Source organism: Pseudomonas sp. KUIN-1, assembly GCF_009176725.1.
In the GTDB taxonomy this organism is placed as follows: Bacteria; Pseudomonadota; Gammaproteobacteria; order Pseudomonadales; family Pseudomonadaceae; genus Aquipseudomonas; species Aquipseudomonas fragariae.
On the sequence record NZ_AP020337.1, the window covers coordinates 1,905,388 to 1,929,140 of the forward strand.

Genomic DNA, 23,753 nt, shown 5'->3' on the forward strand with positions numbered 1-23,753 from the left:
TGCCCGCAACGTCCGTCCAGTGTCGTTCAGTTGTGTTCAAAGTCAATGTTCATTTTGTTCAAGTGTTCAGCCTTTTCTGTTCATTATTGTTCAGCTGTGAAAGGCGTTTCGTCCCCTGAATACGGGCGAACGCTCTGTTTCGGGCTTCACCGGCGATCCGCCTGAGCTGGCACGAATGTCGCTATCTGCAAACAGTCACGCATTCACCCTTAAGAAAAAAACAACAAAGGGCACGCCATGTCACTCACGCTGGAGCATGTCAGTCGCGCCGTCGATGGTCAGGTCTGGATCGACAACGCTTCCCTGAGCTTTGAGCCGGGATCATTCAACGTTCTGCTGGGGCGCACCCTGTCCGGCAAAACCAGCCTGATGCGCCTGATGGCCGGGCTGGACAAGCCGGACAGCGGGCGAGTGCTGATGAACGGAGTCGATGTCACCCATCGTCCGGTTCGCCTGCGCAACGTCTCGATGGTTTATCAGCAGTTCATCAATTACCCGAGCATGACGGTGTTCGAAAACATCGCTTCGCCGCTGCGTCAGGCGGGTCTTTCCAAAGACGTGATCCACAGCCGGGTGCAGGAAACCGCGAAGATGCTGCGCATCGAAAAATTCCTGCAACGCCACCCCCTCGAACTATCCGGCGGGCAGCAGCAGCGCACCGCGATGGCCAGGGCGCTGGTCAAGGACGCCGAACTGATCCTCTTCGACGAACCGTTGGTCAACCTCGATTACAAGCTGCGCGAAGAGCTGCGCCAGGAAATGCGCGAGCTGTTTGCCGCTCGCCATACCATCGCCATATACGCCACCACCGAGCCCAATGAAGCGCTGGCGCTGGGCGGCACCACCACCATCCTGCATGAGGGGCGGGTGGTGCAGAGCGGCAAGACCCCCGAGGTCTATCATCGACCTGCGACTGTGCTGGCCGCCGAGCTGTTCTCCGAACCGCCGATCAACCTCATGCCGGGCCGTATAGAAGGCAATGAAGTCAGCTTCGCCAACTTCGTGCATTTCCCGCTCAACGTCGACCTGCGGGCCGTCGGCGATGGCGAGTATCGTTTCGGCGTGCGCCCCAGCCATTTGAGCCTGGTGCCGTCCAACGATGACGACCTGGAACTGGCGGTTACTGTCGAACTGGCGGAAATCAGCGGCTCGGAAACCTTCCTGCATGTGCGCAACGAGCTGTTCTCGCTGGTCCTGCATCTGCCAGGCGTGCATGCCTATGACGTCGATGCGGCGATTCGGGTGTACATCCCGACCCACAAATTGTTTGTATTCGATCAGCAGGGCGGCATGATTCAGGCGCCGGGCCTGCGTATGGCGAGGGTTGCCTGATGGCCGAGATCCGCTTGCAGAACCTTGCGCACAGCTACAGTACCAAGCCTGGTCCTGACGACTATGCAATTCGCGAGATGAGCCACGTCTGGGAGCAGGGTGGTGCTTACGCGCTGCTCGGGCCTTCCGGGTGTGGCAAGTCAACCCTGCTCAACATCATTTCCGGTCTGCTCAGTCCGTCGCAGGGCCAGGTGCTGTTCGACTCGAAAGTCGTCAATGAGCTGCCCCCGGAACGCCGTAACATCGCTCAGGTTTTCCAGTTTCCGGTGATCTACGACACCATGACCGTGTTCGACAATCTGGCCTTTCCGCTGCGCAATCAGGGCATGGACGAGGCACGGATTCTCATCAAGGTCAACGAAATTGCCGATGTCCTGGACCTGCAGCCGCTGCTGAAAAAGAAGGCGCGCAACCTCAGCGCGGACGAAAAGCAGAAAGTCTCCATGGGTCGCGGGCTGGTGCGCGATGACGTGTCGGCGATCCTCTTCGACGAACCGCTGACCGTTATCGATCCGCACCTGAAGTGGAAACTGCGGCGCAAGCTCAAGCAGATCCACGAGCAGTTCAATATCACCATGGTTTACGTCACCCACGATCAACTGGAGGCGTCGACCTTCGCCGACAAGATCGCGGTGATGTATGGCGGACAGATCGTCCAGTTCGGCACGCCGCGGGAACTGTTCGAAAAGCCGTCGCACACTTTTGTCGGCTATTTCATCGGCAGCCCGGGGATGAATCTGATTGACGTCACGCCGCAGCCGGGCGGTGTCGGTTTTGCCGATATTCACTTGCCGCTGCCTGAGTCGTTGCAGCAAAAACTGGCCAATACGCCGTGGAAAACTCTGAAAGTGGGTATTCGTCCGGAGTTCGTGCATGTCTGGGACGGGCCTTACGACGATGCGATGTGTGCCGACGTGACCTATGTGGAAGACCTCGGCACCTACAAGATCATCACCCTGAAACTGGCCGGACAACTGCTGAAGGTGCGTCTGCAGGAGGACAAACCGGTGCCGCAAGGCCAGGCCTGGATCAGCTTTCCGGGGCAATGGCTGATGCTCTATGCAGATGATTACCTGCTCGAAGCCGGCCCTGCCAGTGAGGTGTCCCATGCGTAAGGTTCAGAACAACAAGGCCTGGTGGCTGGTGATGCCGGTGTTTCTGCTGGTGGCATTCAGCGCGATTATCCCGATGATGACCGTGGTCAACTATTCGGTGCAGGACATCTTCGACCAGTCCAGTCGCTATTTCGTCGGCACCGACTGGTTCCGGCAGGTCCTGCAGGACCCGCGTCTGCACGACTCGCTGCTGCGTCAGTTCATTTATTCGGGCTGTGTACTGCTGATCGAGATCCCGCTGGGTATCGCGATTGCCCTGACCATGCCGACCAAGGGCCGCTGGTCGTCGCTGTGCCTGATCGTGATGACCATTCCACTGCTGATCCCGTGGAACGTGGTCGGCACGATCTGGCAGATCTTCGGCCGCGGTGATATCGGCTTGCTGGGTTACACGCTGAACAACGTGCTGGGCATCAACTACAACTACGCCGCCAATGCCTCGGACGCCTGGGTGACGGTGCTGGTCATCGACGTCTGGCACTGGACCTCGCTGGTGGCCTTGCTCTGCTATTCGGGGCTGCGGGCGATTCCGGATGTGTATTACCAGGCGGCACGCATCGATCGGGCGTCCGGCTGGGCGATCTTCCGGCATATCCAGTTGCCGAAGATGAAAAGCGTGCTGCTGATTGCGGTGATGTTGCGCTTCATGGACAGCTTCATGATCTACACCGAGCCGTTCGTACTGACCGGTGGCGGGCCGGGCAACTCCACCACCTTCCTCAGTCAGACCCTGACCACCATGGCGCTCGGGCAGTTCGACCTGGGGCCTGCGGCGGCGTTCTCGCTGGTGTATTTCCTGATCATTCTGTTGGTGTCATGGGTGTTCTACACCGCCATGACTCACAGCGAAAAGAATTGAGGGGCTGTTCATGAGTCTGCGCAAAATCATACCGCTGTGGATTTACCTGTTGTTTCTGCTGGTGCCGATCTACTGGCTGATCAACATGTCGTTCAAGACCAATACCGAGATCCTCGGTGGTCTGACCCTGTGGCCGCAGGATTTCACCCTGGCCAATTACAAGGTGATCTTCACCGACGAAAGCTGGTACAGCGGCTACCTCAACTCGTTGTATTACGTGTGCCTCAATACCGTGATATCGCTGAGCGTCGCACTGCCGGCAGCCTACGCGTTTTCACGCTATCGTTTTCTCGGCGACAAGCACCTGTTCTTCTGGCTGCTGACCAACCGCATGGCGCCACCGGCAGTATTCCTGCTGCCGTTTTTCCAGCTGTATTCGTCCATCGGCCTGTTTGACACGCACATCGCCGTGGCACTGGCGCACTGTCTGTTCAACGTTCCGCTGGCCGTATGGATTCTGGAGGGCTTCATGTCCGGCGTTCCGAAGGAGATCGATGAAACGGCCTACATCGACGGTTACAGCTTTCCCAAGTTTTTCGTGAAGATTTTCATTCCACTGATTGGCTCGGGTATCGGTGTCACCGCCTTTTTCTGCTTCATGTTCTCCTGGGTCGAGCTGTTGCTGGCGCGCACCCTGACTTCGGTGAACGCCAAGCCGATCGCTGCGGTGATGACCCGCACCGTGTCGGCATCGGGTATCGATTGGGGGGTGCTGGCGGCGGCAGGGGTGTTGACCATTCTGCCGGGCATGCTGGTGATCTGGTTCGTTCGCAACCATGTGGTCAAGGGCTTTGCTCTTGGTCGTGTCTGAGGAGTCGAAAAAATGGAGTGGATGTCCTGGACACTGCCCACTGCGGCGTTCTTCATCAGTATCGGGTTGTTGCTGGTGGGTATGACGGTATGGGAATTGCGCTCGGCGAGCATCGAGCGTCGCGGTTTTCTGCCGATTGCCACCACGCGTGGCGACCGTCTTTTCATCGGGCTTCTGGGCAGCGCTTATCTGCATCTGCTGGTGATCGGCGCGACGGACTGGAGCATCTGGATCGCTTCGGGGGCTTCCCTGGTGTGGCTGTTGGTGGTGATGCGTTGGGGGTAGAGAGCGGCCGGGCGTGGCTGCCGGGGTGATCCGGTCGGCAGTATTGAAAAAGCGGGACTACATGAAAGCAACCTGGAGATGACTATGTTCAATAAGAAAAACAAGCTGCAACATAGCGTGACGCTGGCAACCATGATCATGCTCAGCGGGTTGAGTGTGTCGGCATGGGCGGATCAGTACGAAGATGCGGCGAAGAAGTGGGCGGCGAGCGAGTTCAAGCCGAGCACGCTCTCTGATGCCGAGCAGTTGAAAGAGCTGGAGTGGTTCATCGAAGCGGCCAAGCCGTTTCGTGGCATGGACATCAAGGTGGTGTCGGAAACCCTGACCACCCATGAATACGAGTCCAAGACCCTGGCCAAGGCGTTCACCGAAATCACCGGTATCAAAGTCACCCATGACTTGCTGCAGGAAGGTGATGTCATCGAGAAGCTGCAGACCGCCATGCAGTCTGACAAAAGCATCTACGACGGCTGGGTCAACGACTCGGACCTGATCGGTACGCACTTCCGCTACGGCAAGGCCCTGTCTCTGACGGATCTGATGGCCAGTCCGGAAGGCAGTAAAGTCACCTCGCCGACGCTGGACCTGAAAGACTTCATTGGCACTTCGTTTACCACTGCTCCAGACGGCAAGCTTTACCAGCTGCCTGATCAGCAGTTCGCCAACCTGTACTGGTTCCGTGCCGACTGGTTCGAGCGTCCTGATCTGAAAAAGAAATTCAAGGACAAATACGGTTACGAGCTGGGTGTTCCGGTCAACTGGTCGGCTTATGAAGACATCGCCAAATTCTTCAGCGAAGACGTCAAGGAGATCGACGGCAAGAAAGTCTTCGGGCACATGGACTATGGCAAGAAAGACCCGTCACTGGGCTGGCGTTTCACCGATGCCTGGTTCTCCATGGCGGGCAGCGGCGACAAGGGTTTGCCTAACGGTCTGCCGGTGGACGAGTGGGGCATCCGCGTCGAGGATTGCCATCCGGTCGGTTCCAGTATTACCCGCGGTGGCGACACCAACGGCCCGGCGGCAGTGTTCGCCACGCAGAAATACATCGACTGGCTGAAAGCCTATGCGCCGCCGGAAGCGGCGGGCATGACCTTCTCCGAATCCGGGCCGGTGCCTTCGCAGGGTAACGTCGCGCAACAGATCTTCTGGTACACCGCCTTTACCGCCGACATGACCAAGCCGGGTCTGCCTGTCATGAACGCCGATGGCACGCCGAAATGGCGCATGGCACCGTCGCCAAAAGGCCCTTACTGGAAAGAAGGCATGAAGCTCGGCTATCAGGACGTGGGTTCGTGGACCTTCCTGAAGTCGTCTGACGAGAAAAAGCGTCTGGCGGCGTGGCTGTATGCGCAATTCGTGACTTCGAAGAGCGTTTCACTGAAGAAAACCATCGTCGGCCTGACGCCGATTCGCGAGTCGGACATCAACTCCAAGGAAATGACCGCGCTGGCGCCGAAGCTGGGTGGTCTGGTGGAGTTCTATCGCAGCCCGGCCCGCGTGCAATGGTCGCCTACCGGCACCAACGTGCCTGACTATCCGAAGCTGGCACAGCTGTGGTGGAGCCATGTGGCCGAGGCGGTCACTGGCGAGAAGACTGCGCAGGAGGCCCTCGACGGTCTGGCCAAGGACCAGGATGCGATCATGATGCGCATCCAGCGTTCTGAGGTGCAGGAACCCAGCAAATGTGCACCGAAGATGAATAAGGAAACCACTGCGGAAGTCTGGTACAAGAAGGCCGAAGAGAGCAACGGCGAGTTCCTCGCGCCACAGCGCAAGCTGGCCAACGAGAAACCCAAGGGTGAAACCATCGCCTATGCGGACTTGCTGAAAAGCTGGGAAGCAGCCAGGAAGTAAGTTTTTTCGGGAATGAAAAAACGGCACCTCAGGTGCCGTTTTTTATGGGAGCAGAACAGCCTGATCAGTCGTGCAGGGTTTCTGCCGCGTACAGCGTGTTTTCCAGCAGGCAGGCGCGGGTCATGGGGCCGACGCCGCCCGGAACCGGAGTGATCCAGCCAGCGCGGGGCAGGGCGGTCTCGTAAACCACATCGCCTACCAGCTTGCCGTCTTCCTGGCGGTTGATGCCGACGTCGATGACGATCGCGCCCGGCTTGATCCATTCGCCTTTGACAAGGCCCGGCTTGCCGGCGGCAACCACCACCAGATCGGCACGACCCACGTGGCCTGCCAGATCCCTGGTGAAACGATGGGTCACCGTGACGGTGCAGCCCGCCAGCAGCAGTTCCATTGCCATCGGGCGGCCGACGATGTTGGATGCGCCGACGACGACGGCATCCAGGCCGTACAGGTCGACACCGGTGCTTTCCAGCAGGGTCATGATGCCTTTGGGAGTGCACGGGCGCAGCAGCGGAATGCGTTGAGCGAGGCGACCCACGTTATAAGGATGGAAGCCGTCCACGTCCTTGTCCGGGCGAATGCGCTCCAGCAGCAGCGAAGCGTCGAGGTGCGCGGGCAAGGGCAGTTGCAGCAGGACGCCGTCGACGGCGGCATCTTCATTGAGGCGGTCGATCAGATCGGTCAGTGCTGCCTGAGTGGTATCAGCGGGCAAGTCGTAAGCCTGGGAGATAAAGCCGACTTCCTCGCAGTCCTTGCGCTTGTGAGAGACATAGACTTGGGAGGCGGGGTCGCTGCCGACCAGAATCACCGCGAGGCCCGGCGTACGCAGACCTTGCTGGCTACGTTCGGCGACACGTTTGGCGATCTGCTGGCGCAGGCTGGCGGCGATCGCCTTGCCGTCGATTAGTTTTGCAGTCATGACGCGTGATTAACCATCGAGAGGAAAAAAATGAGCGCGCATTCTCTCATGACATGGCGCGAGGGCAAAGGCGATTGCTTTGCATATTCAGCTAACTCCTTTATCTAGCTGAATTTTTTTCAAAAAAAGGTTGACGACCCCAGGGGGCGTCTATAAGATTCGTCGCACTTGCCGGGCAGAGCCCAGCACTGGTTAAGCTAGCACTGGTTGATTCGGTCAGGCAGAGTTGCAAATCAGCTCGGTGTGATCGATTGAAAGCCTTTTAGTTTGTTATCGCAAGAGTACAAATTATATAAGTGCCCGTAGCTCAGCTGGATAGAGCATCCGCCTTCTAAGCGGATGGTCGCAGGTTCGAGTCCTGCCGGGTGCGCCATTCAAGGCAGCTTTGGCACAGCAAGTAAGTTGCATCGTCACGCGCAATATGGTGGGCGTAGCTCAGTTGGTAGAGCACAGGATTGTGACTCCTGCGGTCGTGGGTTCGAACCCCATCGTCCACCCCATATTAAGAAGGGCGCCAGATTCATAGTCTGGCGCCTTTGCTTTAAAAGTCTGAAATGCGGATGTGGTGGAATTGGTAGACACACTGGATTTAGGTTCCAGCGCCGCAAGGTGTGAGAGTTCGAGTCTCTCCGTCCGCACCAGATGTACTTTCATCGGGTTCCAGTGAGCGCCGCGAAAGTCAAGAGAAGCCCGCCCAGTGCGGGCTTTTTGTTGTCCTGGATTTTTCATTAGGCAGTTTTATCTGCGGTTTTGGCTGTGTCTGTGAGGTGGTGCGAATTTGGATCTGGTCGGCGATGGCTGAGGGGGAGAGGCTGCGGCGGCGCGAGCGGTAGTTCATGCTCGCGGCGCGCTGGACTGCAATTTCAGCCTGATGGCGGCTGTATGCTTATTCGATAACCAGCAAAACCCTGGATTGGCACAGAAGTGATGAGTGCTCGCCCGGAATTTCAGTGACTACGCTGTAGCCGCCGGATTCCAGTGAGGATAAATCGGCAGAGAATGAAAAGCCTGATTTCAGGAAGTTTTCATTGCCGAACGCTTTGATCAGATCAGGGCGGTCCACGATCACAGGATCTTTGAACGTGACGGGGGTGCCTTTGTAGCCCGTCAGGCGAAGTCTGATTTCCTTGGGGGCGCGCTGGTTGGCTGTGTCGATGGCCCATCCGTTGAACTGGGCCATGCCTTTGGCTAAATAGACAGTTGAGCCGGTCTTTCCGCCAATCGAGTCGATAGCGCACTTGTCTGTTGCATAGTTTGTGACTTTGGCTGCGCTTTCTTTGCTCCCGTCTTTATCATTGCACCCCGTCATGATCGCTGAAGTTATAGCGAGAACACTTACTGCAGCAATCATCTTGAGCATGATTTTTCCTGGGAGATGTCGATGTTGTGGGGAGGGGCTGAGTGGTTTTAACGGTTTGGCAGCGCATTGACGCGAGGCGGAGATTATATTATTCATCGTCGTCGCAGCCTCTGTCCCCGCTGCTCGGGCAGCAAAATCAGGGGTCTGATTATGGAGTGCTTAGCCCTGCAGCACAAGGGTGCAGGGTCGCCAGGCTCCGGGGTTGACCAGGTTCTCCCGTTGAATGATCCAGGCGATCCGGCTGGCTTGATCTTTCCGTGCGTCAGGTGGGAGGCCGGCTTTGCGTGCCGCTCGCTGCGATCCATCGCTTTCAGGCGAATTGACATGAACGTCCCGCTGTTATGAGCTTGTGTCGAGGTGGTTATAAAAGTTCAGGTGTTTCGCGTGTCGATGTTTTGTAGGTGTCAGGTCAGCAAAAAGTTGTCTTGTCCCCGATAACTTGCAGCGTCGTCGCCTGGATGCTTGATATGTGCGAAGTGGGGTTATTGCCATAAGTTTCAGTTATTGATGAACAGAGGGCGATCGCCGAGCCGGGGTGTATTTGCCCCCCCCCTGTTCGTTGTCAGGCGGTTGCGCGACCCGCCTGAGTAAAAAAGGCCAGTCCGGTCAATTGCTTGCCATGGGTGGCGCGGCATCGCTGCGTTGTGTACGATGCGCGCCGGGTTGAATAAGGCTTCGAAGTTGGAGCAGGCATTTGGTTGATTTTGTAATCGCCATCCGCCGGAGCCTGGATTGCCGGGGCGAGAGCTCCTCGGCTGCACGAAATGGCCGCCTTGAGCGGTTTTTTTGTTTCAAGGTATTCGTTTTAACGTTTCGCTGGTTCGGTGGTCACATTACCACTGGTCGAGTGGGGCGCTGTGTAGATGGAGTCGGTGATCGTCTTGTGCGGATGCGTCCTTATATAAAGGAAGCTGTGCCAGACCTGTCGCGGTTAGTGAGAGGGTCATTTCCATCTCGCCCGGCTGTAGGCCGATTCCTTCTTGTTAACCCGCCCTTTTTCAGTAGGGTGACTTCTTGAGTTTGACCCACTAGAATGCATGCCCTTGATTCTGGGGTCGGAAACGGCCGGCTAACGTCTGTGCAACGAGGAATATCCATGCAAGTTTCTGTTGAAAACACTTCCGCTCTTGAGCGCCGCATGACCATTGGCGTACCTGCCGAGCGCATCGAGACTGAAGTCAACAAGCGTCTGCAACAGACCGCGCGCAAAGCCAAGATCCCGGGCTTCCGCCCTGGCAAGGTGCCGATGAGCGTGATTCGTCAGCGTTACGAGGACGGCGCACGTCAGGAAGCACTGGGCGATCTGATTCAGGCTACTTTCTATGAAGCTGTGGTTGAGCAGAAGCTGAACCCGGCCGGTGCTCCTGCTGTAGAGCCCAAGTCGTTCGAAAAAGGCAAAGATCTGGAATACGTGGCTACGTTCGAAGTATTCCCGGAATTCACCGTTGCCGGCTTCGATAGCATCTCCGTAGAGCGCCTGTCTGCCGATGTGGCCGACAGCGATCTGGACAACATGCTTGAAGTGCTGCGCAAGCAGAACGTTCGTTTCGAAGTGGCTGATCGTGCTGCCCAGAACGAAGACCAGCTGAACATCGATTTCGTCGGCAAGGTCGACGGTGAAGTGTTCGCTGGCGGTTCCGCTACCGGCACTCAGCTGGTTCTGGGTTCCGGCCGCATGATCCCTGGTTTCGAAGACGGTCTGGTTGGCGCCAAGGCCGGTGAAGAGCGCGTTCTGAACGTGACCTTCCCTGAGGACTATCAGAACCTCGAGCTGGCCGGCAAGGCTGCCGAGTTCACCGTGACCGTCAACACCGTGTCCGAACCAAAGCTGCCTGAGCTGAACGAAGAGTTCTTCAAGCAGTTCGGTATCAAGGAAACCGGTATCGAAGGCTTCCGCACCGAAGTTCGCAAGAACATGGAGCGCGAGCTGCGTCAGGCGATCAAGTCCAAGGTCAAGAATCAGGTCATGGACGGTCTGCTGGCCGCCAACCCGATCGAAGTGCCTAAAGCGCTGCTGGAAAACGAAGTCAACCGTCTGCGTGTGCAGGCCGTTCAGCAGTTCGGCGGCAACATCAAGCCTGACCAGCTGCCGGCAGAGCTGTTCGAAGAGCAGGCCAAGCGTCGCGTCGAGCTGGGTCTGATCGTTGCCGAGGTCGTCAAGCAGTTCGACCTCAAGCCTGATGATGCTCGCGTTCGCGAAATGATTCAGGAAATGGCCTCCGCCTATCAGGAGCCTGAGCAGGTCGTAGCCTGGTACTACAAGAACGAGCAGCAAATGAACGAGGTACGTTCTGTTGTGCTTGAAGAGCAAGTTGTAGATACTGTTTTGCAGAAAGCTAGCGTGACCGACAAATCGGTCTCCTACGAAGAAGCTGTCAAGCCGGTGGAAGCTCCAAAAGCCGACTGATTTCTCTTTTCGTGCGAAAACACCCACAAGCCAGCCTTCGCGCTGGCTTGTGCGTATTCAAGACTCGACTATTTGGGAGTGAATGCAGGACATGTCCCGCAATTCTTATATTCAGCAGAACTCTGACATCCAGGCCGCTGGCGGCCTGGTCCCGATGGTTATCGAGCAGTCCGCCCGTGGCGAACGCGCCTATGACATCTATTCGCGCCTTCTCAAGGAGCGAGTCATCTTTATGGTTGGTCCGGTAGAGGACTACATGGCCAACCTTATCGCGGCGCAACTGCTTTTCCTTGAAGCGGAAAACCCGGACAAGGATATCCATCTCTACATCAACTCGCCGGGCGGTTCGGTGACTGCTGGCATGTCGATCTACGACACCATGCAGTTCATCAAGCCGGACGTTTCGACCATCTGTATCGGTCAGGCCTGCAGCATGGGTGCATTCCTGCTGGCCGGCGGTGCAGAAGGCAAGCGTCATTGCCTGCCCAACTCGCGGATGATGATTCACCAGCCGCTGGGCGGTTTCCAGGGTCAGGCGTCGGACATCGACATCCATGCCAAGGAAATCCTGCACATTCGTCATCGCCTCAACTCGCTGCTGGCGCATCACACCGGCCAGAGCCTCGAAACCATCGAGCGCGATACCGAGCGTGACAACTTCATGAGCGCAGAGCGTGCAGCCGAATACGGCCTGATCGACTCGGTGATCAACAAGCGTCAAATGCCTGCCTAAGCGGCTCAAAATGTAGGGGGTCGGCACAACCGACCGCCTGCGGACTTGAAAAAGCCCGCAATAGCCTTCATCTTGTGTTGCAAGCCTACCGGATTGGATCGATCGAATGACTGACACCCGCAACGGCGAGGACAACGGCAAATTGCTCTATTGCTCCTTCTGTGGCAAAAGCCAGCATGAAGTGCGCAAATTGATTGCCGGCCCCTCGGTCTTTATCTGCGACGAGTGCGTCGACCTGTGCAATGACATCATCCGTGAGGAGGTGCAGGAAGCCCAGGCCGAAAGCAGCGCGCATAAATTGCCTTCGCCCAAAGAAATCAGCGGCATCCTTGACCAGTACGTAATCGGTCAGGAACGTGCCAAGAAGGTTCTCGCAGTAGCGGTGTACAACCACTACAAGCGTCTGAACCAGCGTGACAAGAAGAACGACGATGTGGAGTTGGGCAAGAGCAACATCCTGCTGATCGGCCCTACGGGCTCCGGCAAGACGCTGCTGGCCGAAACACTGGCCCGCCTGCTCAACGTACCGTTCACCATCGCTGACGCCACCACCCTGACCGAAGCCGGTTATGTGGGTGAGGACGTCGAAAACATTATCCAGAAGCTGTTGCAGAAATGTGATTACGATGTAGAGAAGGCCCAGATGGGTATTGTCTACATCGACGAAATCGACAAGATTTCGCGCAAATCCGACAACCCTTCGATCACTCGTGACGTGTCCGGTGAAGGCGTGCAGCAAGCCTTGCTGAAACTGATCGAGGGCACCGTGGCTTCCGTTCCGCCGCAAGGTGGTCGCAAGCACCCGCAGCAGGAATTCCTGCAGGTGGACACGCGTAATATCCTCTTTATCTGCGGTGGCGCCTTCTCGGGCCTGGAAAAGGTCATTCAGAACCGCTCCACCCGTGGCGGCATCGGCTTCAACGCCGAGGTTCGCAGCAAGGAGGAGGGCAAGAAGGTTGGCGAGTCGCTGCGTGAAGTCGAGCCTGACGATCTGGTCAAGTTCGGTCTGATCCCCGAGTTCGTGGGCCGTCTGCCGGTGCTGGCAACGCTGGACGAGCTGGATGAGGCTGCTTTGATACAGATCCTCACCGAGCCGAAGAACGCACTGACCAAGCAGTATGCCAAGCTGTTCGAGATGGAAGGTGTGGACCTCGAGTTCCGGACCGATGCGCTGAAATCGGTCGCCCGTCGCGCGCTTGAGCGCAAGACCGGTGCCCGTGGCCTGCGTTCGATTCTGGAAGGCGTGCTGCTCGACACCATGTATGAAATCCCGTCGCAGAGCGATGTGAGCAAGGTGGTGATCGACGAAAGCGTCATCGATGGCACGTCCAAGCCGCTGTTGATATACGAAAACAGCGAGCCGCCTGCCAAGGTTGCTCCCGACGCATAAACGCATGTTCATAGGCGTGTGAAGTAACACTGAAGGGGGCCTTTTTGGTCCCCTTTTGCATTTTTAAGCCGTTCATTCGTTTGGTATGAAGAAACTGATCTTGGCGGGTGGCGCCTCTAGAGCTTGTTTTTTTTGGACGCTACCCCCATCTTGGCTTCAAGCTAATTCCATCTGTCCCGGCCAATTGGCCGCCGTAGAGGCGAAATCATGAAGACCACTATTGAATTGCCTCTCTTGCCATTGCGTGATGTCGTGGTTTATCCGCACATGGTGATCCCGCTGTTCGTGGGGCGCGAGAAGTCTATCGAAGCCCTTGAAGCGGCAATGACAGGCGACAAGCAGATCCTGCTGCTCGCGCAAAGAAACCCGGCTGACGACGATCCTGATGAAAAGGCTCTGTACAGCGTCGGCACCATCGCCACCGTATTGCAATTGCTCAAGCTGCCCGATGGCACCGTCAAGGTGCTGGTCGAAGGCGAGCAGCGCGGTTCGGTAGAGCGTTTCATCGAAGTCGATGGCCACTACCGCGCAGACGTCGCGCTGATCGAAGAAATCGATGCGCCGGACCGTGAATCCGAAGTCTTCGTGCGCAGCCTGCTGGCTCAGTTCGAGCAGTACGTGCAACTGGGCAAGAAAGTCCCCGCAGAGGTCCTGTCGTCGCTTAACAGCATCGATGAGCCGGGTCGCCTGGTTGACACCATGGCTGCGCACATGGCGCTCAAAATCGAGCAGAAGCAGGAAATCCTCGAGATTATCGACCTGTCAGCCCGTGTCGAGCACGTGCTGGCCTTGCTGGATGCCGAAATCGACCTGCTGCAGGTCGAAAAGCGCATTCGCGGTCGTGTGAAAAAGCAAATGGAGCGCAGCCAGCGCGAGTACTACCTGAATGAGCAGATGAAGGCCATTCAGAAGGAGCTCGGCGATGGCGACGAAGGCCACAACGAAATCGAAGAGCTGAAAAAGCGTATCGACGCTGCGGGCCTGCCCAAGGATGCTCTGACCAAGGCGAATGCCGAGCTGAACAAGCTCAAGCAAATGTCGCCGATGTCGGCTGAAGCGACCGTGGTGCGCTCCTACATCGACTGGCTGGTTCAGGTGCCGTGGAAGGCGCAGAGCAAAGTACGTCTGGACCTTGCGCGTGCCGAAGCGATTCTCGATGCCGACCACTATGGTCTGGACGAGGTCAAGGAACGCATCCTCGAATACCTCGCCGTGCAGAAGCGCGTGAAGAAGATTCGCGGCCCTGTGCTGTGTCTGGTAGGTCCGCCGGGGGTGGGTAAAACCTCCCTGGCCGAGTCCATCGCCAACGCGACCAATCGCAAATTCGTGCGTATGGCACTCGGTGGCGTGCGTGACGAGGCTGAAATTCGTGGTCACCGCCGGACTTACATCGGTTCGATGCCAGGAAGATTGATACAAAAGATGACAAAGGTGGGCGTTCGCAACCCGCTGTTCCTGCTTGACGAAATCGACAAGATGGGCAGCGACATGCGTGGCGACCCGGCGTCGGCATTGCTCGAGGTGCTTGATCCCGAGCAGAACCACAATTTCAACGATCACTACCTTGAGGTCGACTACGATCTTTCGGACGTGATGTTCCTCTGCACGTCGAACTCGATGAACATTCCGCCAGCGTTGCTGGACCGGATGGAAGTCATTCGCCTGCCGGGCTACACCGAAGACGAAAAGATCAACATCGCGGTCAAATACCTCTCGCCCAAGCAGATTCAGGCCAATGGCTTGAAGAAAGGCGAGATCAGCTTTGACGAGGAAGCGATCCGCGACATCATTCGTTACTACACCCGTGAAGCGGGCGTGCGCGGGCTTGAGCGTCAGATTGCCAAGGTCTGCCGCAAGGCGGTCAAAGAGCACGCGATGGAAAAACGTTTTGCGGTGCAGGTCACGGCCGACATGCTCGAGCACTTCCTGGGCGTGCGCAAGTTCCGCTACGGGCTGGCAGAGCAGCAGGATCAGATTGGTCAGGTGACCGGTCTGGCGTGGACCCAGGTGGGCGGTGAATTGCTGACCATCGAAGCGGCTGTCGTATCGGGTAAGGGCCAGTTGATCAAGACCGGTTCGCTGGGTGATGTGATGGTCGAATCCATTACCGCAGCCCAGACCGTGGTTCGCAGCCGTGCGCGCAGCCTGGGCATTCCAGCTGATTTCCACGAGAAGCACGACACGCATATCCACATGCCGGAAGGTGCTACGCCGAAGGATGGGCCGAGTGCTGGCGTGGGCATGTGCACTGCACTTGTCTCGGCGCTTACACAGATTCCGGTGCGGGCAGATGTGGCAATGACGGGCGAAATTACCCTGCGTGGTCAAGTGCTGGCGATTGGTGGTTTGAAGGAAAAACTTCTGGCCGCACACCGTGGTGGAATCAAGACGGTGATCATTCCAGAAGAAAACGTGCGTGATTTGAAGGAGATTCCTGACAATATCAAGCAGGATCTGCAGATCAAGCCCGTTAAATGGATTGACGAAGTCCTGCAAATTGCGCTGCAATACGCGCCGGAGCCTTTGCCGGACGTGGCTACAGATCTGGTCGCCAAGGAAGAAAAGCGCGAGTCTGACTCTAAGGACAGAATTAGCACGCATTAAGTCTGGGCAGGCTTCCTTGACAGCTTTTTGGAGCCCTTGTTATAAAGCGGCTCTTTAAAGCAATCACCGGCAAGCCTTCCAGCGCTCGTTTTGCTTAACACCTAAAACTTAGAAACATACTCAATATAGAGATAAGGGGACTTAGAGTGAACAAGTCGGAACTGATTGATGCTATCGCTGCATCTGCTGATATCCCGAAAGCTGCTGCTGGCCGTGCGCTGGACGCAGTGATCGAATCCGTCACTGGCGCTCTGAAGGCTGGCGACTCGGTTGTTTTGGTTGGCTTTGGTACGTTCTCCGTGACTGATCGTCCCGCTCGCATCGGTCGCAACCCTCAGACTGGCAAGACGCTGGAAATCGCTGCTGCCAAGAAACCAGGTTTCAAAGCCGGTAAAGCCCTTAAAGAAGCTGTCAACTAAGCCTCTCTATGCCTTTGCCCGCTGGATCGGGCCTGTCCTGATCCAGTAGCGGAGCGGTGGTGCATTCGGTTGCGACACCGAAGGGTTCGAGCCCTACCGCTTCGTCAGTTACGAGAAGGCGCATCCTCGGATGCGCCTTTCTTCTATCCGCTTTCTACCCACGCTCCGCGGTTGGTTAGTCAGTACAACCGTTTTGGGGGACGCAATGCTGCAGAACATCAGGGACAATTCACAAGGCTGGATTGCCAAGACAATTATCGGACTCATCATCGCCTTGATGGCCTTCACCGGCATCGAAGCGATGTTTACCGCTACCAGCAACAAACAGAACGCAGCTGAAGTCAACGGCGAGGACATCTCTCAGAATGAGTTGAGCCAGGCCGTGGACATGCAGCGCCGTCAGTTGGCTCAACAGCTCTCGCAACAGCTGGGCAAGGATTTCGATCCGGCCATGCTGGATGAGAAACTGTTGCGCGAATCAGCCCTCAAAGGCCTGATCGACCGCAAGCTGCTGCTGCAAGGCGCGGCGGATGCCAGGTTCTCGTTTTCCGACGCGGCACTGGATCAGCAGCTTTTGCAGACGCCTGAGTTTCAGGTGGATGGCAAATTCAACGCAGACCGTTTCGATCAGGTGATTCGCCAGCTAGGCTACAGCCGTCTGCAGTTCCGCCAGATGCTGGGTCAGGAAATGCTCATCGGTCAGGTGCGTGCTGGTGTTGCCGGCAGCGCCTTTGTAACCGACGCACAGGTTGAAGCCTTTGCACGCCTCGAAAAGCAGACCCGTGATTTCGCTTCGCTGACCCTGCCTGCCGATACCTCGGCGGTCAAAGTGACCGATGACGAAGTCAAGGCTCACTATGACGAGCATGCCAAGGAGTTCATGAGCCCTGAGCAGGTCGTACTCGACTACATCGAATTGAAGAAGTCGTCCTTCTTCGACAAGGTGCAGGTCAAGGACGAGGACTTGCAGGCGGCTTATCAGAAGGAAATCGCCAATCTGTCCGAACAGCGTCGTGCAGCACACATCCTGATCGAAGTGAACGACAAGCTGAATGACGAGCAGGCCAAGGCGAAGATTGAAGAAATTCAACAGCGTCTGGCCAAGGGTGAGGATTTCGCGGCACTGGCCAAGGAATACTCGCAGGACCCTGGTTCGTCGAACAAGGGCGGTGATCTGGGCTACGCAGGCAAGGGTGTCTATGACCCGGCTTTCGAAGAGGCGCTGTATGCCTTGAACAAGGACCAGGTTTCGCAGCCGGTGCGCACCGACTTCGGCTGGCACCTGATCAAGCTGCTGGGCGTTGAAGCACCTTCGGTGCCGAGCTTTGCCAGTCTGAAAGGCAAGCTGACCAACGATTTGAAATCGCAGCTGGTCGAGCAGAAGTTTGTCGAAGTGACCAAGCAACTGGAAGACTCGGCGTTCGAATCGTCCGACCTGTCCCAGCCGGCACAGGACCTGGGCCTGAAGGTTCAGACCACTGCACCGTTCGGTCGTGAAGGCGGCGAAGGCCTGACGGCCAACCGTGCGGTCATCCAGTCGGCATTCAGCCCTGAAGTGTTGGAAGAGGGCGCCAACAGCAATACGCTGGAGCTGGATCCGGAAACCGTTGTGGTGGTGCGCTCCAAAGAGCACCTGCAGCCGCAGCAGTTGCCACTTGAGAGCGTTGCCAGCTCGATTCGCGCTCAACTGGTCAAGGAACATGCTTCGGCCGCTGCCAAGGCCAAGGGCGAGGCGCTGCTGGCCGGTCTGCGTGACGGCAAGATCCCGTTGGCTGCCAAGCAGGAAGGTCGTGACTGGAAGGTGATGGAAGCGGTCACGCGCAGTCAGGAAGGGGTTGACCCTCAAGTGCTGCAGACGCTGTTCCGCATGCCCAAGCCGACAGGTAAGGACAAGCCGGAATTCGCCAGCATCACTGCTTCGGATGGCAGCTTCGTGATCGTCCGTCTCAATGGCGTCAATCAGGCGGCTGCACCGACTGACGCCGAGAAGGCGCAATACCGTCGCTTCCTCTCCTCCCGCGAGGGGCAACAGGATTTCGCGGCGTACCGTGCACAGTTGGAAAGCAAGGCGAAGATCGAGAAGTTCTAATCTCGAAACGCGCAAACAAAGAAGGCCGCTCATTGAGCGGCCTTTTTTTGGATGGCGGTGGGCCAGTTACGTACCTGCGTCAGGGTAAGTCATGACTCGTATTCACTCACGAGACTCTGACCATCCAAGCATGCTGTCCAGCACTGGACAAAGCCGTTGTCCCCATGGCGTAAGGCGATAATCAACCTGAGGGGGTTTGAAGTCGTGGAGGGTTCGAATGACCAACCCATCGCTTTCCAGGCTACGTAATTGTTGAGCGAGCATTTTTTGCGATATGCCTGTCACTCGGCGTTCGAGATCTGAAAAGCGCTGAATCTTCCCGTCGAACAGGTGGAACAAAATCACCAGTTTCCACCTGCCGCGCAACAGCGCGAGTACGCTGTTGACGTCTTCGGCAGCAGAGTCCGGTGTATACAACGTTCGATGGCTCATTGCTGTCACTTACTTTTTCGTGCGTTCTTGTGGGGTTACCCCTTGGCGATGATCATGAGTGTCTCGTCATTTGATAATGAGGCATCTCGATGAATATCACTCGGTACCCGGTCATTGAAGCATATTTTGCCAGCGAAGCAGGCACAGCCGTGGACGTGCTGGAGGACCTGTTCACCCATGACGCCCGCGTCACTGATGAGGGAGTGACGGTCTGCGGGATTGAAGCGATCAAGGCGTGGAAGCGAGCGGCGAAACACAAATATCAATATACCGTCGAGCCTGTCGAGAGCCTGGAAAGCGATGGACTGGTTATCGTGAAGGTAAGGCTTAGCGGAACATTTCCTGGAAGCCCTGCCGTGGTGAGGTTCAGCTTCGCAGTGACTGACGGACTGATCAGTGCACTGGAAATCGGTTAATGATCACAGCAGAGGTTCCAGCGATATGGCGGATCAGCGAAAGGGCATTTTCATAGCTGATGTGGAGTTTCATCCATTTTTGCCAAAGCGTGAAAGGGCAAGGCGAAGCAGTCGGATAATTCAGGACAACAAAAAGGCCGCTCATTGAGCGGCCTTCTTTTTAAGTCCGGGAAAGTGCCGCTCGCGAGGAGCGGCGTTTACCGTATTACTCGTCCATGCTGCCCATCGCGGTGGTGTTGAAGCCGCCGTCGACGTACATGATTTCACCGCTGATGCCCGACGCCAGGTCGGAACACAGGAACGCGCCGGCGTTGCCGACTTCGTCGATGGTGACGTTGCGGCGCAGAGGGGTCTGCGCTTCGTTGGCAGCCAGCATCTTGCGGAAGTTCTTGATGCCTGACGCCGCCAGGGTGCGGATCGGGCCGGCCGATACAGCATTGACGCGAGTACCTTCCGGGCCGAGGCTGCCGGCCAGGTAACGAACGCCGGCTTCCAGGCTGGCCTTGGCCATGCCCATGACGTTGTAGTTGGGCATGGTGCGCTCTGCGCCCAGGTACGACAGGGTCAGCAGGCTGCCGTTACGGCCTTTCATCATTTCGCGACCGGCCTTGGCCAGGGCCACGAAGCTGTAGGCGCTGATGTCATGAGCGATGCGGAAACCTTCGCGCGTGGTGGCTTCGGTGAAGTCGCCATCGAGCTGGTCGCCAGGCGCGAAGCCCACCGAGTGAACGATCACGTCCAGGCCGTCCCACCTCTTGCTCAGCTCTTCGAAGACCTTGTTGATCTCTTCGTCGCTGGCCACGTCGCAAGGGAAGCACAGCTCAGGGCCTGAACCCCAGCCTGCGGCGAACTCTTCGACACGACCCTTGAGTTTGTCGTTCTGGTAGGTGAAGGCAAGCTCTGCGCCTTCACGATGCATGGCGGCGGCAATACCGGATGCGATGGACAGTTTACTGGCGACACCGACGATCAGGACGCGCTTACCGGCGAGAAAACCCATGTGTTGTTCCTCTTCAGGTTAATCGACAGCTACCGGCGCCAAGAAGGCGGCCTCCAGCAGCTGCTGTGTATAAGGATGTTGCGGTGCGGCGAAGATATCCTGCGCTGCACCCTGTTCGACCACTTGGCCTTGCTTGACCACCATCAACTGGTGGCTCAGCGCTTTGACGACAGCCAGGTCATGGCTGATGAACAAATACGTCAGGTTGTACTTGGTTTGCAGTGAGCGAAGCAGCTCGACGACCTGACGCTGTACGGTCCGGTCGAGGGCCGAGGTCGGCTCGTCCAGCAAAATCAGCGCCGGCTTCAAGACCAGCGCACGTGCAATGGCGATCCGCTGGCGTTGGCCACCGGAGAACTCGTGAGGGTAGCGGTGCCGGGTATCCGGGTCCAGACCAACCTCCCTGAGTGCTTCGATGATCGCCGTCTGCTGTTCGGCGGGCGTACCCATGCCGTGGATTCGCAAGCCTTCGCCAACGATTTCAGCCACTGACATGCGCGGGCTCAAACTGCCAAACGGGTCCTGGAAAACCACTTGCATCTGCCTGCGCAGCGGACGGATCTGCTGTTGCGACAGGGATTCTAGCGCGTTGCCCTTGAACCGTATGGTGCCCTGACTGCCGATCAGTCGAAGAATCGCCAGGCCCAGCGTCGATTTGCCCGACCCGCTTTCACCCACAATACCCAGTGTTTGCCCTTCCGGCAGGCTGAAACGTATGCCGTCCACCGCCTTGACGTGGTCGACCGTGCGCTTGAGCAGGCCTTTTTTGATCGGGAACCAGACTTTCAGGTCCTCGATTTCAAGCAGCGGAGCACCTGCGGGGTTGGTCGAAGGACCGCCGCTGGGCTCGGCGCTGAGCAACACTTTGGTGTAAGGGTGTTGCGGCGAACGGAACAATTCTTCGCACGATGCCTGTTCGACGATGCAACCGCGCTGCATGACACATACTCGATTGGCTATTTGCCTTACGACGTTCAGATCGTGGCTGATAAGCAGCAGTGCCATACCCAGGCGAGCCTGCAACTGCTTGAGCAATTCGAGGATCTTCAACTGTACCGTCACATCCAGCGCGGTGGTCGGTTCATCGGCAATCAGCAGCTCGGGTTCGTTGGCCAGGGCCATGGCGATCATCACGCGCTGACGCTGGCCACCTGACAGCTCGTGTGGCAGCGCTTTGAGGCGCTTGTTTGGCTCAGGGATGCCAACCAGTTCAAGCAGCTCCAGCGTGCGCTCGGTGGCCGCCTTGCCGGTCAGGCCCTTGTGCAGGCCCAGCACCTCGTTGATCTGTTTTTCCACCGAATGCAGCGGATTGAGCGAGGTCATCGGCTCCTGGAAGATCATGGCGATCCGGTTGCCACGGATCGTGCGCAGTTTTTTCTCTTCCACTTTCAGCAGGTCCTCACCCGCGTAGTGAATCGTGCCGCTCGGGTGGCTGGCGATGGGGTAGGGCAGCAGGCGCAGGATCGAGTGCGCGGTGACGGACTTGCCCGAACCGCTTTCGCCGACCAGCGCAAGCGTTTCACCGCGACGAATATCGAAGCTGATGTTCTCGACCACGCGTTGCCGCGAGTCGCCCGTCACGAACTCGACCGCCAGATCGCGGATTTCGATCAGATTGTCATTGTTCATCTTATTTCCTTGGGTCGAAAGCATCGCGGGCGGACTCGCCGATGAACACCAGCAGGCTCAGCATGATGGCCAGTACAGCGAAGGCGCTGATGCCCAGCCAGGGCGCCTGCAGGTTGGATTTGCCCTGCGCTACCAGCTCGCCCAGTGACGGTGAGCCGGCGGGCAGGCCGAAGCCCAGAAAGTCCAGCGCCGTCAGGGTGCCGATGGCCCCGGTGAGAATGAACGGCAGGAAGGTCATGGTCGACACCATGGCGTTGGGCAGGATATGGCGGAACATGATCGCGCCGTTTTCCATGCCCAGCGCCCGCGCGGCCCTTACGTATTCCAGATTGCGGCCACGCAGGAACTCGGCGCGTACCACGTCCACCAGGCTCATCCAGGAAAACAGCAGCATGATGCCCAGCAACCACCAGAAGTTGGGTTGTACGAAGCTGGCGAGGATGATCAGCAGATACAGTACCGGCAGGCCCGACCAGACCTCGAGGAAGCGCTGGCCCAGCAGGTCGACCCAGCCGCCATAGAAGCCCTGCAAGGCACCGGCGATGACGCCGATGATCGAGCTGAGGATGGTCAGGGTCAGGGCGAACAGTACCGAAATCCTGAAACCGTAGATCACCCGTGCCAGCACGTCACGGCCCTGGTCATCGGTACCCAGCAGGTTTTCCCGGGAGGGTGGCGCCGGTGCAGGGACTTTCAGGTCGTAGTTGATGCTCTGGTAGCTGAACGGGATGGGCGCCCACAGGGTCCAGCCATCCTTCGCGGCGAGCAGTTCCTTGATATACGGGCTCTTGTAGTTGGCTTCCAGCGGGAATTCACCGCCAAAGGTGGTTTCCGGGTAACGCTCGAATACCGGGAAGTACCAGCTGCCGTCATAACGCACGGCCAGCGGTTTGTCGTTGGCGATCAGTTCGGCGCCCAGGCTCAGGCCAAACAGAATCAGGAACAGCCACAATGACCACCAGCCACGCCTGTTGGCCTTGAAGCGTTCGAAGCGACGGCGATTGAGAGGAGACAGCTTCATATCAATGCTTCCTGCTTTCGAAGTCGATGCGCGGGTCCACGAGGGTGTAGGTGATATCACCGATCAGCTTCACCACCAGCCCCAGCAGGGTGAAGATGAACAGCGTGCCGAACACCACCGGATAGTCGCGGTTGATCGCGGCTTCAAAGCTCATCAGGCCCAGGCCGTCCAGCGAAAAGATCACTTCCACCAGCAGCGAGCCGGTGAAGAAGATGCCGATGAACGCCGACGGGAAGCCGGCGATGACCAGCAGCATGGCGTTGCGAAACACATGGCCGTAGAGCACCTTGTGGTTGCTCAGGCCCTTGGCTTTGGCCGTGGTCACGTATTGCTTGCTGATTTCGTCGAGAAAGCTGTTCTTGGTCAGCAGCGTCATGGTGGCAAAGTTGCCGATCACCAGCGCGGTGACCGGCAATACCAGATGCCAGAAGTAATCGAATACCTTGCCCAGCGTGCTCAGTTCGTCGTAGTTGTTGGAGGTCAGCCCACGCAGCGGGAACCAGTTGAAGTAACTGCCCCCGGCAAACACCACGATCAGCAGAATGGCGAACAGGAACGCCGGGATGGCATAGCCGACAATGATCGCCGAACTGGTCCATACGTCGAACTGGCTGCCGTGGCGGGTGGCCTTGGCAATCCCCAGCGGGATCGACACCAGGTACATGATCAGGGTGCTCCACAACCCGAGGGAAATGGACACCGGCATCTTCTCGACAATCAGGTCGATGACCTTGGCATCACGAAAGAAGCTGTCGCCGAAATCCAGCGTGGCGTAGTTCTTGATCATGATCCACAGACGTTCCGGCGCCGACTTGTCGAAACCGTACATGCGTTCGATTTCCTTGATCAGTGCCGGGTCCAGGCCTTGCGCGCCACGGTAGTTGGAGCCTGCCACCGATACTTCGGCGCCGCCTCCGGCAATCCGGCTGGTGGCGCCATCGAAGCCTTCGATCTTGGCGATCATCTGTTCGACCGGGCCACCGGGGGCGGCCTGAATGATGACGAAGTTGATGATCAGGATGCCCAGCAGGGTAGGGATGATCAACAGCAGCCGTCGCAGAATATAAGCCAGCAT

At 57.5% G+C, this 23,753-nt stretch carries 20 protein-coding genes and 3 tRNA genes; 16 read left to right on the forward strand and 7 right to left on the reverse strand.

Features of this window, described 5'->3' with window-relative positions:
• Positions 1-237: 237 nt before the first annotated feature.
• From KUIN1_RS09055 to KUIN1_RS09080, 6 genes are all read left to right on the forward strand, one after another.
• On the forward strand, positions 238-1,332 hold the full coding sequence (locus KUIN1_RS09055) for an ABC transporter ATP-binding protein (RefSeq protein WP_103713484.1): 1,095 nt from the start codon (positions 238-240) through the stop codon (positions 1,330-1,332).
• Positions 1,332-2,447, forward strand: coding sequence for an ABC transporter ATP-binding protein (locus KUIN1_RS09060; RefSeq protein WP_011267209.1), 1,116 nt, complete (start codon positions 1,332-1,334; stop codon positions 2,445-2,447). The genes KUIN1_RS09055 and KUIN1_RS09060 overlap by 1 nt, the downstream gene beginning before the upstream one ends.
• A complete protein-coding gene (locus KUIN1_RS09065) occupies positions 2,440-3,306 on the forward strand; it encodes a carbohydrate ABC transporter permease (protein ID WP_002552729.1) in 867 nt (288 codons plus the stop codon). Before KUIN1_RS09060 ends, KUIN1_RS09065 begins: the two co-directional genes overlap by 8 nt.
• 10 nt (positions 3,307-3,316) lie before the next feature.
• Positions 3,317-4,117, forward strand: coding sequence for a carbohydrate ABC transporter permease (locus KUIN1_RS09070; protein WP_003315280.1), 801 nt, complete (start codon positions 3,317-3,319; stop codon positions 4,115-4,117).
• A 12-nt stretch (positions 4,118-4,129) separates the two neighbouring features.
• Positions 4,130-4,402, forward strand: coding sequence for a DUF2160 domain-containing protein (locus KUIN1_RS09075; RefSeq protein ID WP_003404479.1), 273 nt, complete (start codon positions 4,130-4,132; stop codon positions 4,400-4,402).
• 84 nt (positions 4,403-4,486) lie between these two features.
• Positions 4,487-6,259, forward strand: a complete 1,773-nt coding sequence (locus KUIN1_RS09080; RefSeq protein ID WP_011267212.1) for an ABC transporter substrate-binding protein — start codon at positions 4,487-4,489, stop codon at positions 6,257-6,259.
• Between the two features lie 64 nt (positions 6,260-6,323).
• Here KUIN1_RS09080 and folD read toward each other — a convergent pair whose 3' ends face one another.
• A complete protein-coding gene (folD, locus tag KUIN1_RS09085; protein WP_003404473.1) occupies positions 6,324-7,178 on the reverse strand; it encodes a bifunctional methylenetetrahydrofolate dehydrogenase/methenyltetrahydrofolate cyclohydrolase FolD in 855 nt (284 codons plus the stop codon).
• Positions 7,179-7,474: 296 nt separating this feature from the next.
• Between folD and KUIN1_RS09090 the strand changes: the two genes are divergently transcribed.
• From KUIN1_RS09090 to KUIN1_RS09100, 3 genes are all read left to right on the forward strand, one after another.
• Positions 7,475-7,551, forward strand: a tRNA-Arg gene (locus KUIN1_RS09090).
• A gap of 51 nt (positions 7,552-7,602) precedes the next feature.
• Positions 7,603-7,678, forward strand: a tRNA-His gene (locus KUIN1_RS09095).
• A 56-nt stretch (positions 7,679-7,734) separates the two neighbouring features.
• A tRNA-Leu gene (locus KUIN1_RS09100) sits at positions 7,735-7,819 on the forward strand.
• Positions 7,820-8,064: 245 nt separating this feature from the next.
• On the opposite strand, the gene KUIN1_RS09105 is transcribed toward KUIN1_RS09100, so the two are convergent.
• The gene (locus tag KUIN1_RS09105) at positions 8,065-8,538 is read right to left on the reverse strand and encodes a hypothetical protein (protein WP_003404470.1); all 474 of its coding nucleotides are present in this window, start codon (positions 8,536-8,538) and stop codon (positions 8,065-8,067) included.
• Between the two features lie 1,096 nt (positions 8,539-9,634).
• Between KUIN1_RS09105 and tig the strand changes: the two genes are divergently transcribed.
• The 6 genes from tig to KUIN1_RS09140 all read left to right on the forward strand — a co-directional run bounded on the left by tig (position 9,635) and on the right by KUIN1_RS09140 (position 18,180).
• Positions 9,635-10,945, forward strand: a complete 1,311-nt coding sequence (gene tig, locus KUIN1_RS09115; protein ID WP_003315274.1) for a trigger factor — start codon at positions 9,635-9,637, stop codon at positions 10,943-10,945.
• Positions 10,946-11,036: 91 nt separating this feature from the next.
• Entirely contained in the window at positions 11,037-11,678 is a 642-nt protein-coding gene (gene clpP / locus KUIN1_RS09120) for an ATP-dependent Clp endopeptidase proteolytic subunit ClpP (RefSeq protein ID WP_002552734.1), read from the forward strand.
• A gap of 106 nt (positions 11,679-11,784) precedes the next feature.
• The gene (clpX, locus tag KUIN1_RS09125) at positions 11,785-13,068 is read left to right on the forward strand and encodes an ATP-dependent Clp protease ATP-binding subunit ClpX (RefSeq protein WP_002552735.1); all 1,284 of its coding nucleotides are present in this window, start codon (positions 11,785-11,787) and stop codon (positions 13,066-13,068) included.
• A 207-nt stretch (positions 13,069-13,275) separates the two neighbouring features.
• Positions 13,276-15,672: an endopeptidase La gene (gene lon / locus KUIN1_RS09130; RefSeq protein WP_011267216.1), complete on the forward strand. Its 2,397-nt coding sequence runs from the start codon at positions 13,276-13,278 to the stop codon at positions 15,670-15,672.
• Between the two features lie 146 nt (positions 15,673-15,818).
• A complete protein-coding gene (locus KUIN1_RS09135) occupies positions 15,819-16,091 on the forward strand; it encodes an HU family DNA-binding protein (RefSeq protein WP_002552737.1) in 273 nt (90 codons plus the stop codon).
• Between the two features lie 205 nt (positions 16,092-16,296).
• A complete protein-coding gene (locus KUIN1_RS09140; protein ID WP_116886288.1) occupies positions 16,297-18,180 on the forward strand; it encodes a SurA N-terminal domain-containing protein in 1,884 nt (627 codons plus the stop codon).
• A gap of 102 nt (positions 18,181-18,282) precedes the next feature.
• Here the strand turns inward: KUIN1_RS09140 and KUIN1_RS09145 are convergent, their stop codons facing one another.
• Complete coding sequence (locus KUIN1_RS09145; RefSeq protein WP_024639684.1) at positions 18,283-18,612, reverse strand: winged helix-turn-helix transcriptional regulator; 330 nt, start codon at positions 18,610-18,612, stop codon at positions 18,283-18,285.
• 89 nt (positions 18,613-18,701) lie between these two features.
• On the opposite strand from KUIN1_RS09145, the gene KUIN1_RS09150 reads away from it, so the two are divergent.
• Positions 18,702-19,028, forward strand: a complete 327-nt coding sequence (locus tag KUIN1_RS09150; protein ID WP_011267219.1) for a nuclear transport factor 2 family protein — start codon at positions 18,702-18,704, stop codon at positions 19,026-19,028.
• Positions 19,029-19,233: 205 nt separating this feature from the next.
• On the opposite strand, the gene fabI is transcribed toward KUIN1_RS09150, so the two are convergent.
• From fabI to KUIN1_RS09170, 4 genes are read right to left on the reverse strand one after another with little or no spacing between them, the layout of a single operon-like run.
• Positions 19,234-20,028, reverse strand: coding sequence for an enoyl-ACP reductase FabI (gene fabI / locus KUIN1_RS09155; RefSeq protein ID WP_060409189.1), 795 nt, complete (start codon positions 20,026-20,028; stop codon positions 19,234-19,236).
• Between the two features lie 18 nt (positions 20,029-20,046).
• The gene (locus tag KUIN1_RS09160; RefSeq protein WP_152091943.1) at positions 20,047-21,657 is read right to left on the reverse strand and encodes an ABC transporter ATP-binding protein; all 1,611 of its coding nucleotides are present in this window, start codon (positions 21,655-21,657) and stop codon (positions 20,047-20,049) included.
• Position 21,658: 1 nt separating this feature from the next.
• Positions 21,659-22,678: an ABC transporter permease gene (locus KUIN1_RS09165; protein ID WP_003315267.1), complete on the reverse strand. Its 1,020-nt coding sequence runs from the start codon at positions 22,676-22,678 to the stop codon at positions 21,659-21,661.
• Between the two features lies 1 nt (position 22,679).
• A complete protein-coding gene (locus tag KUIN1_RS09170) occupies positions 22,680-23,753 on the reverse strand; it encodes a microcin C ABC transporter permease YejB (RefSeq protein WP_002552742.1) in 1,074 nt (357 codons plus the stop codon).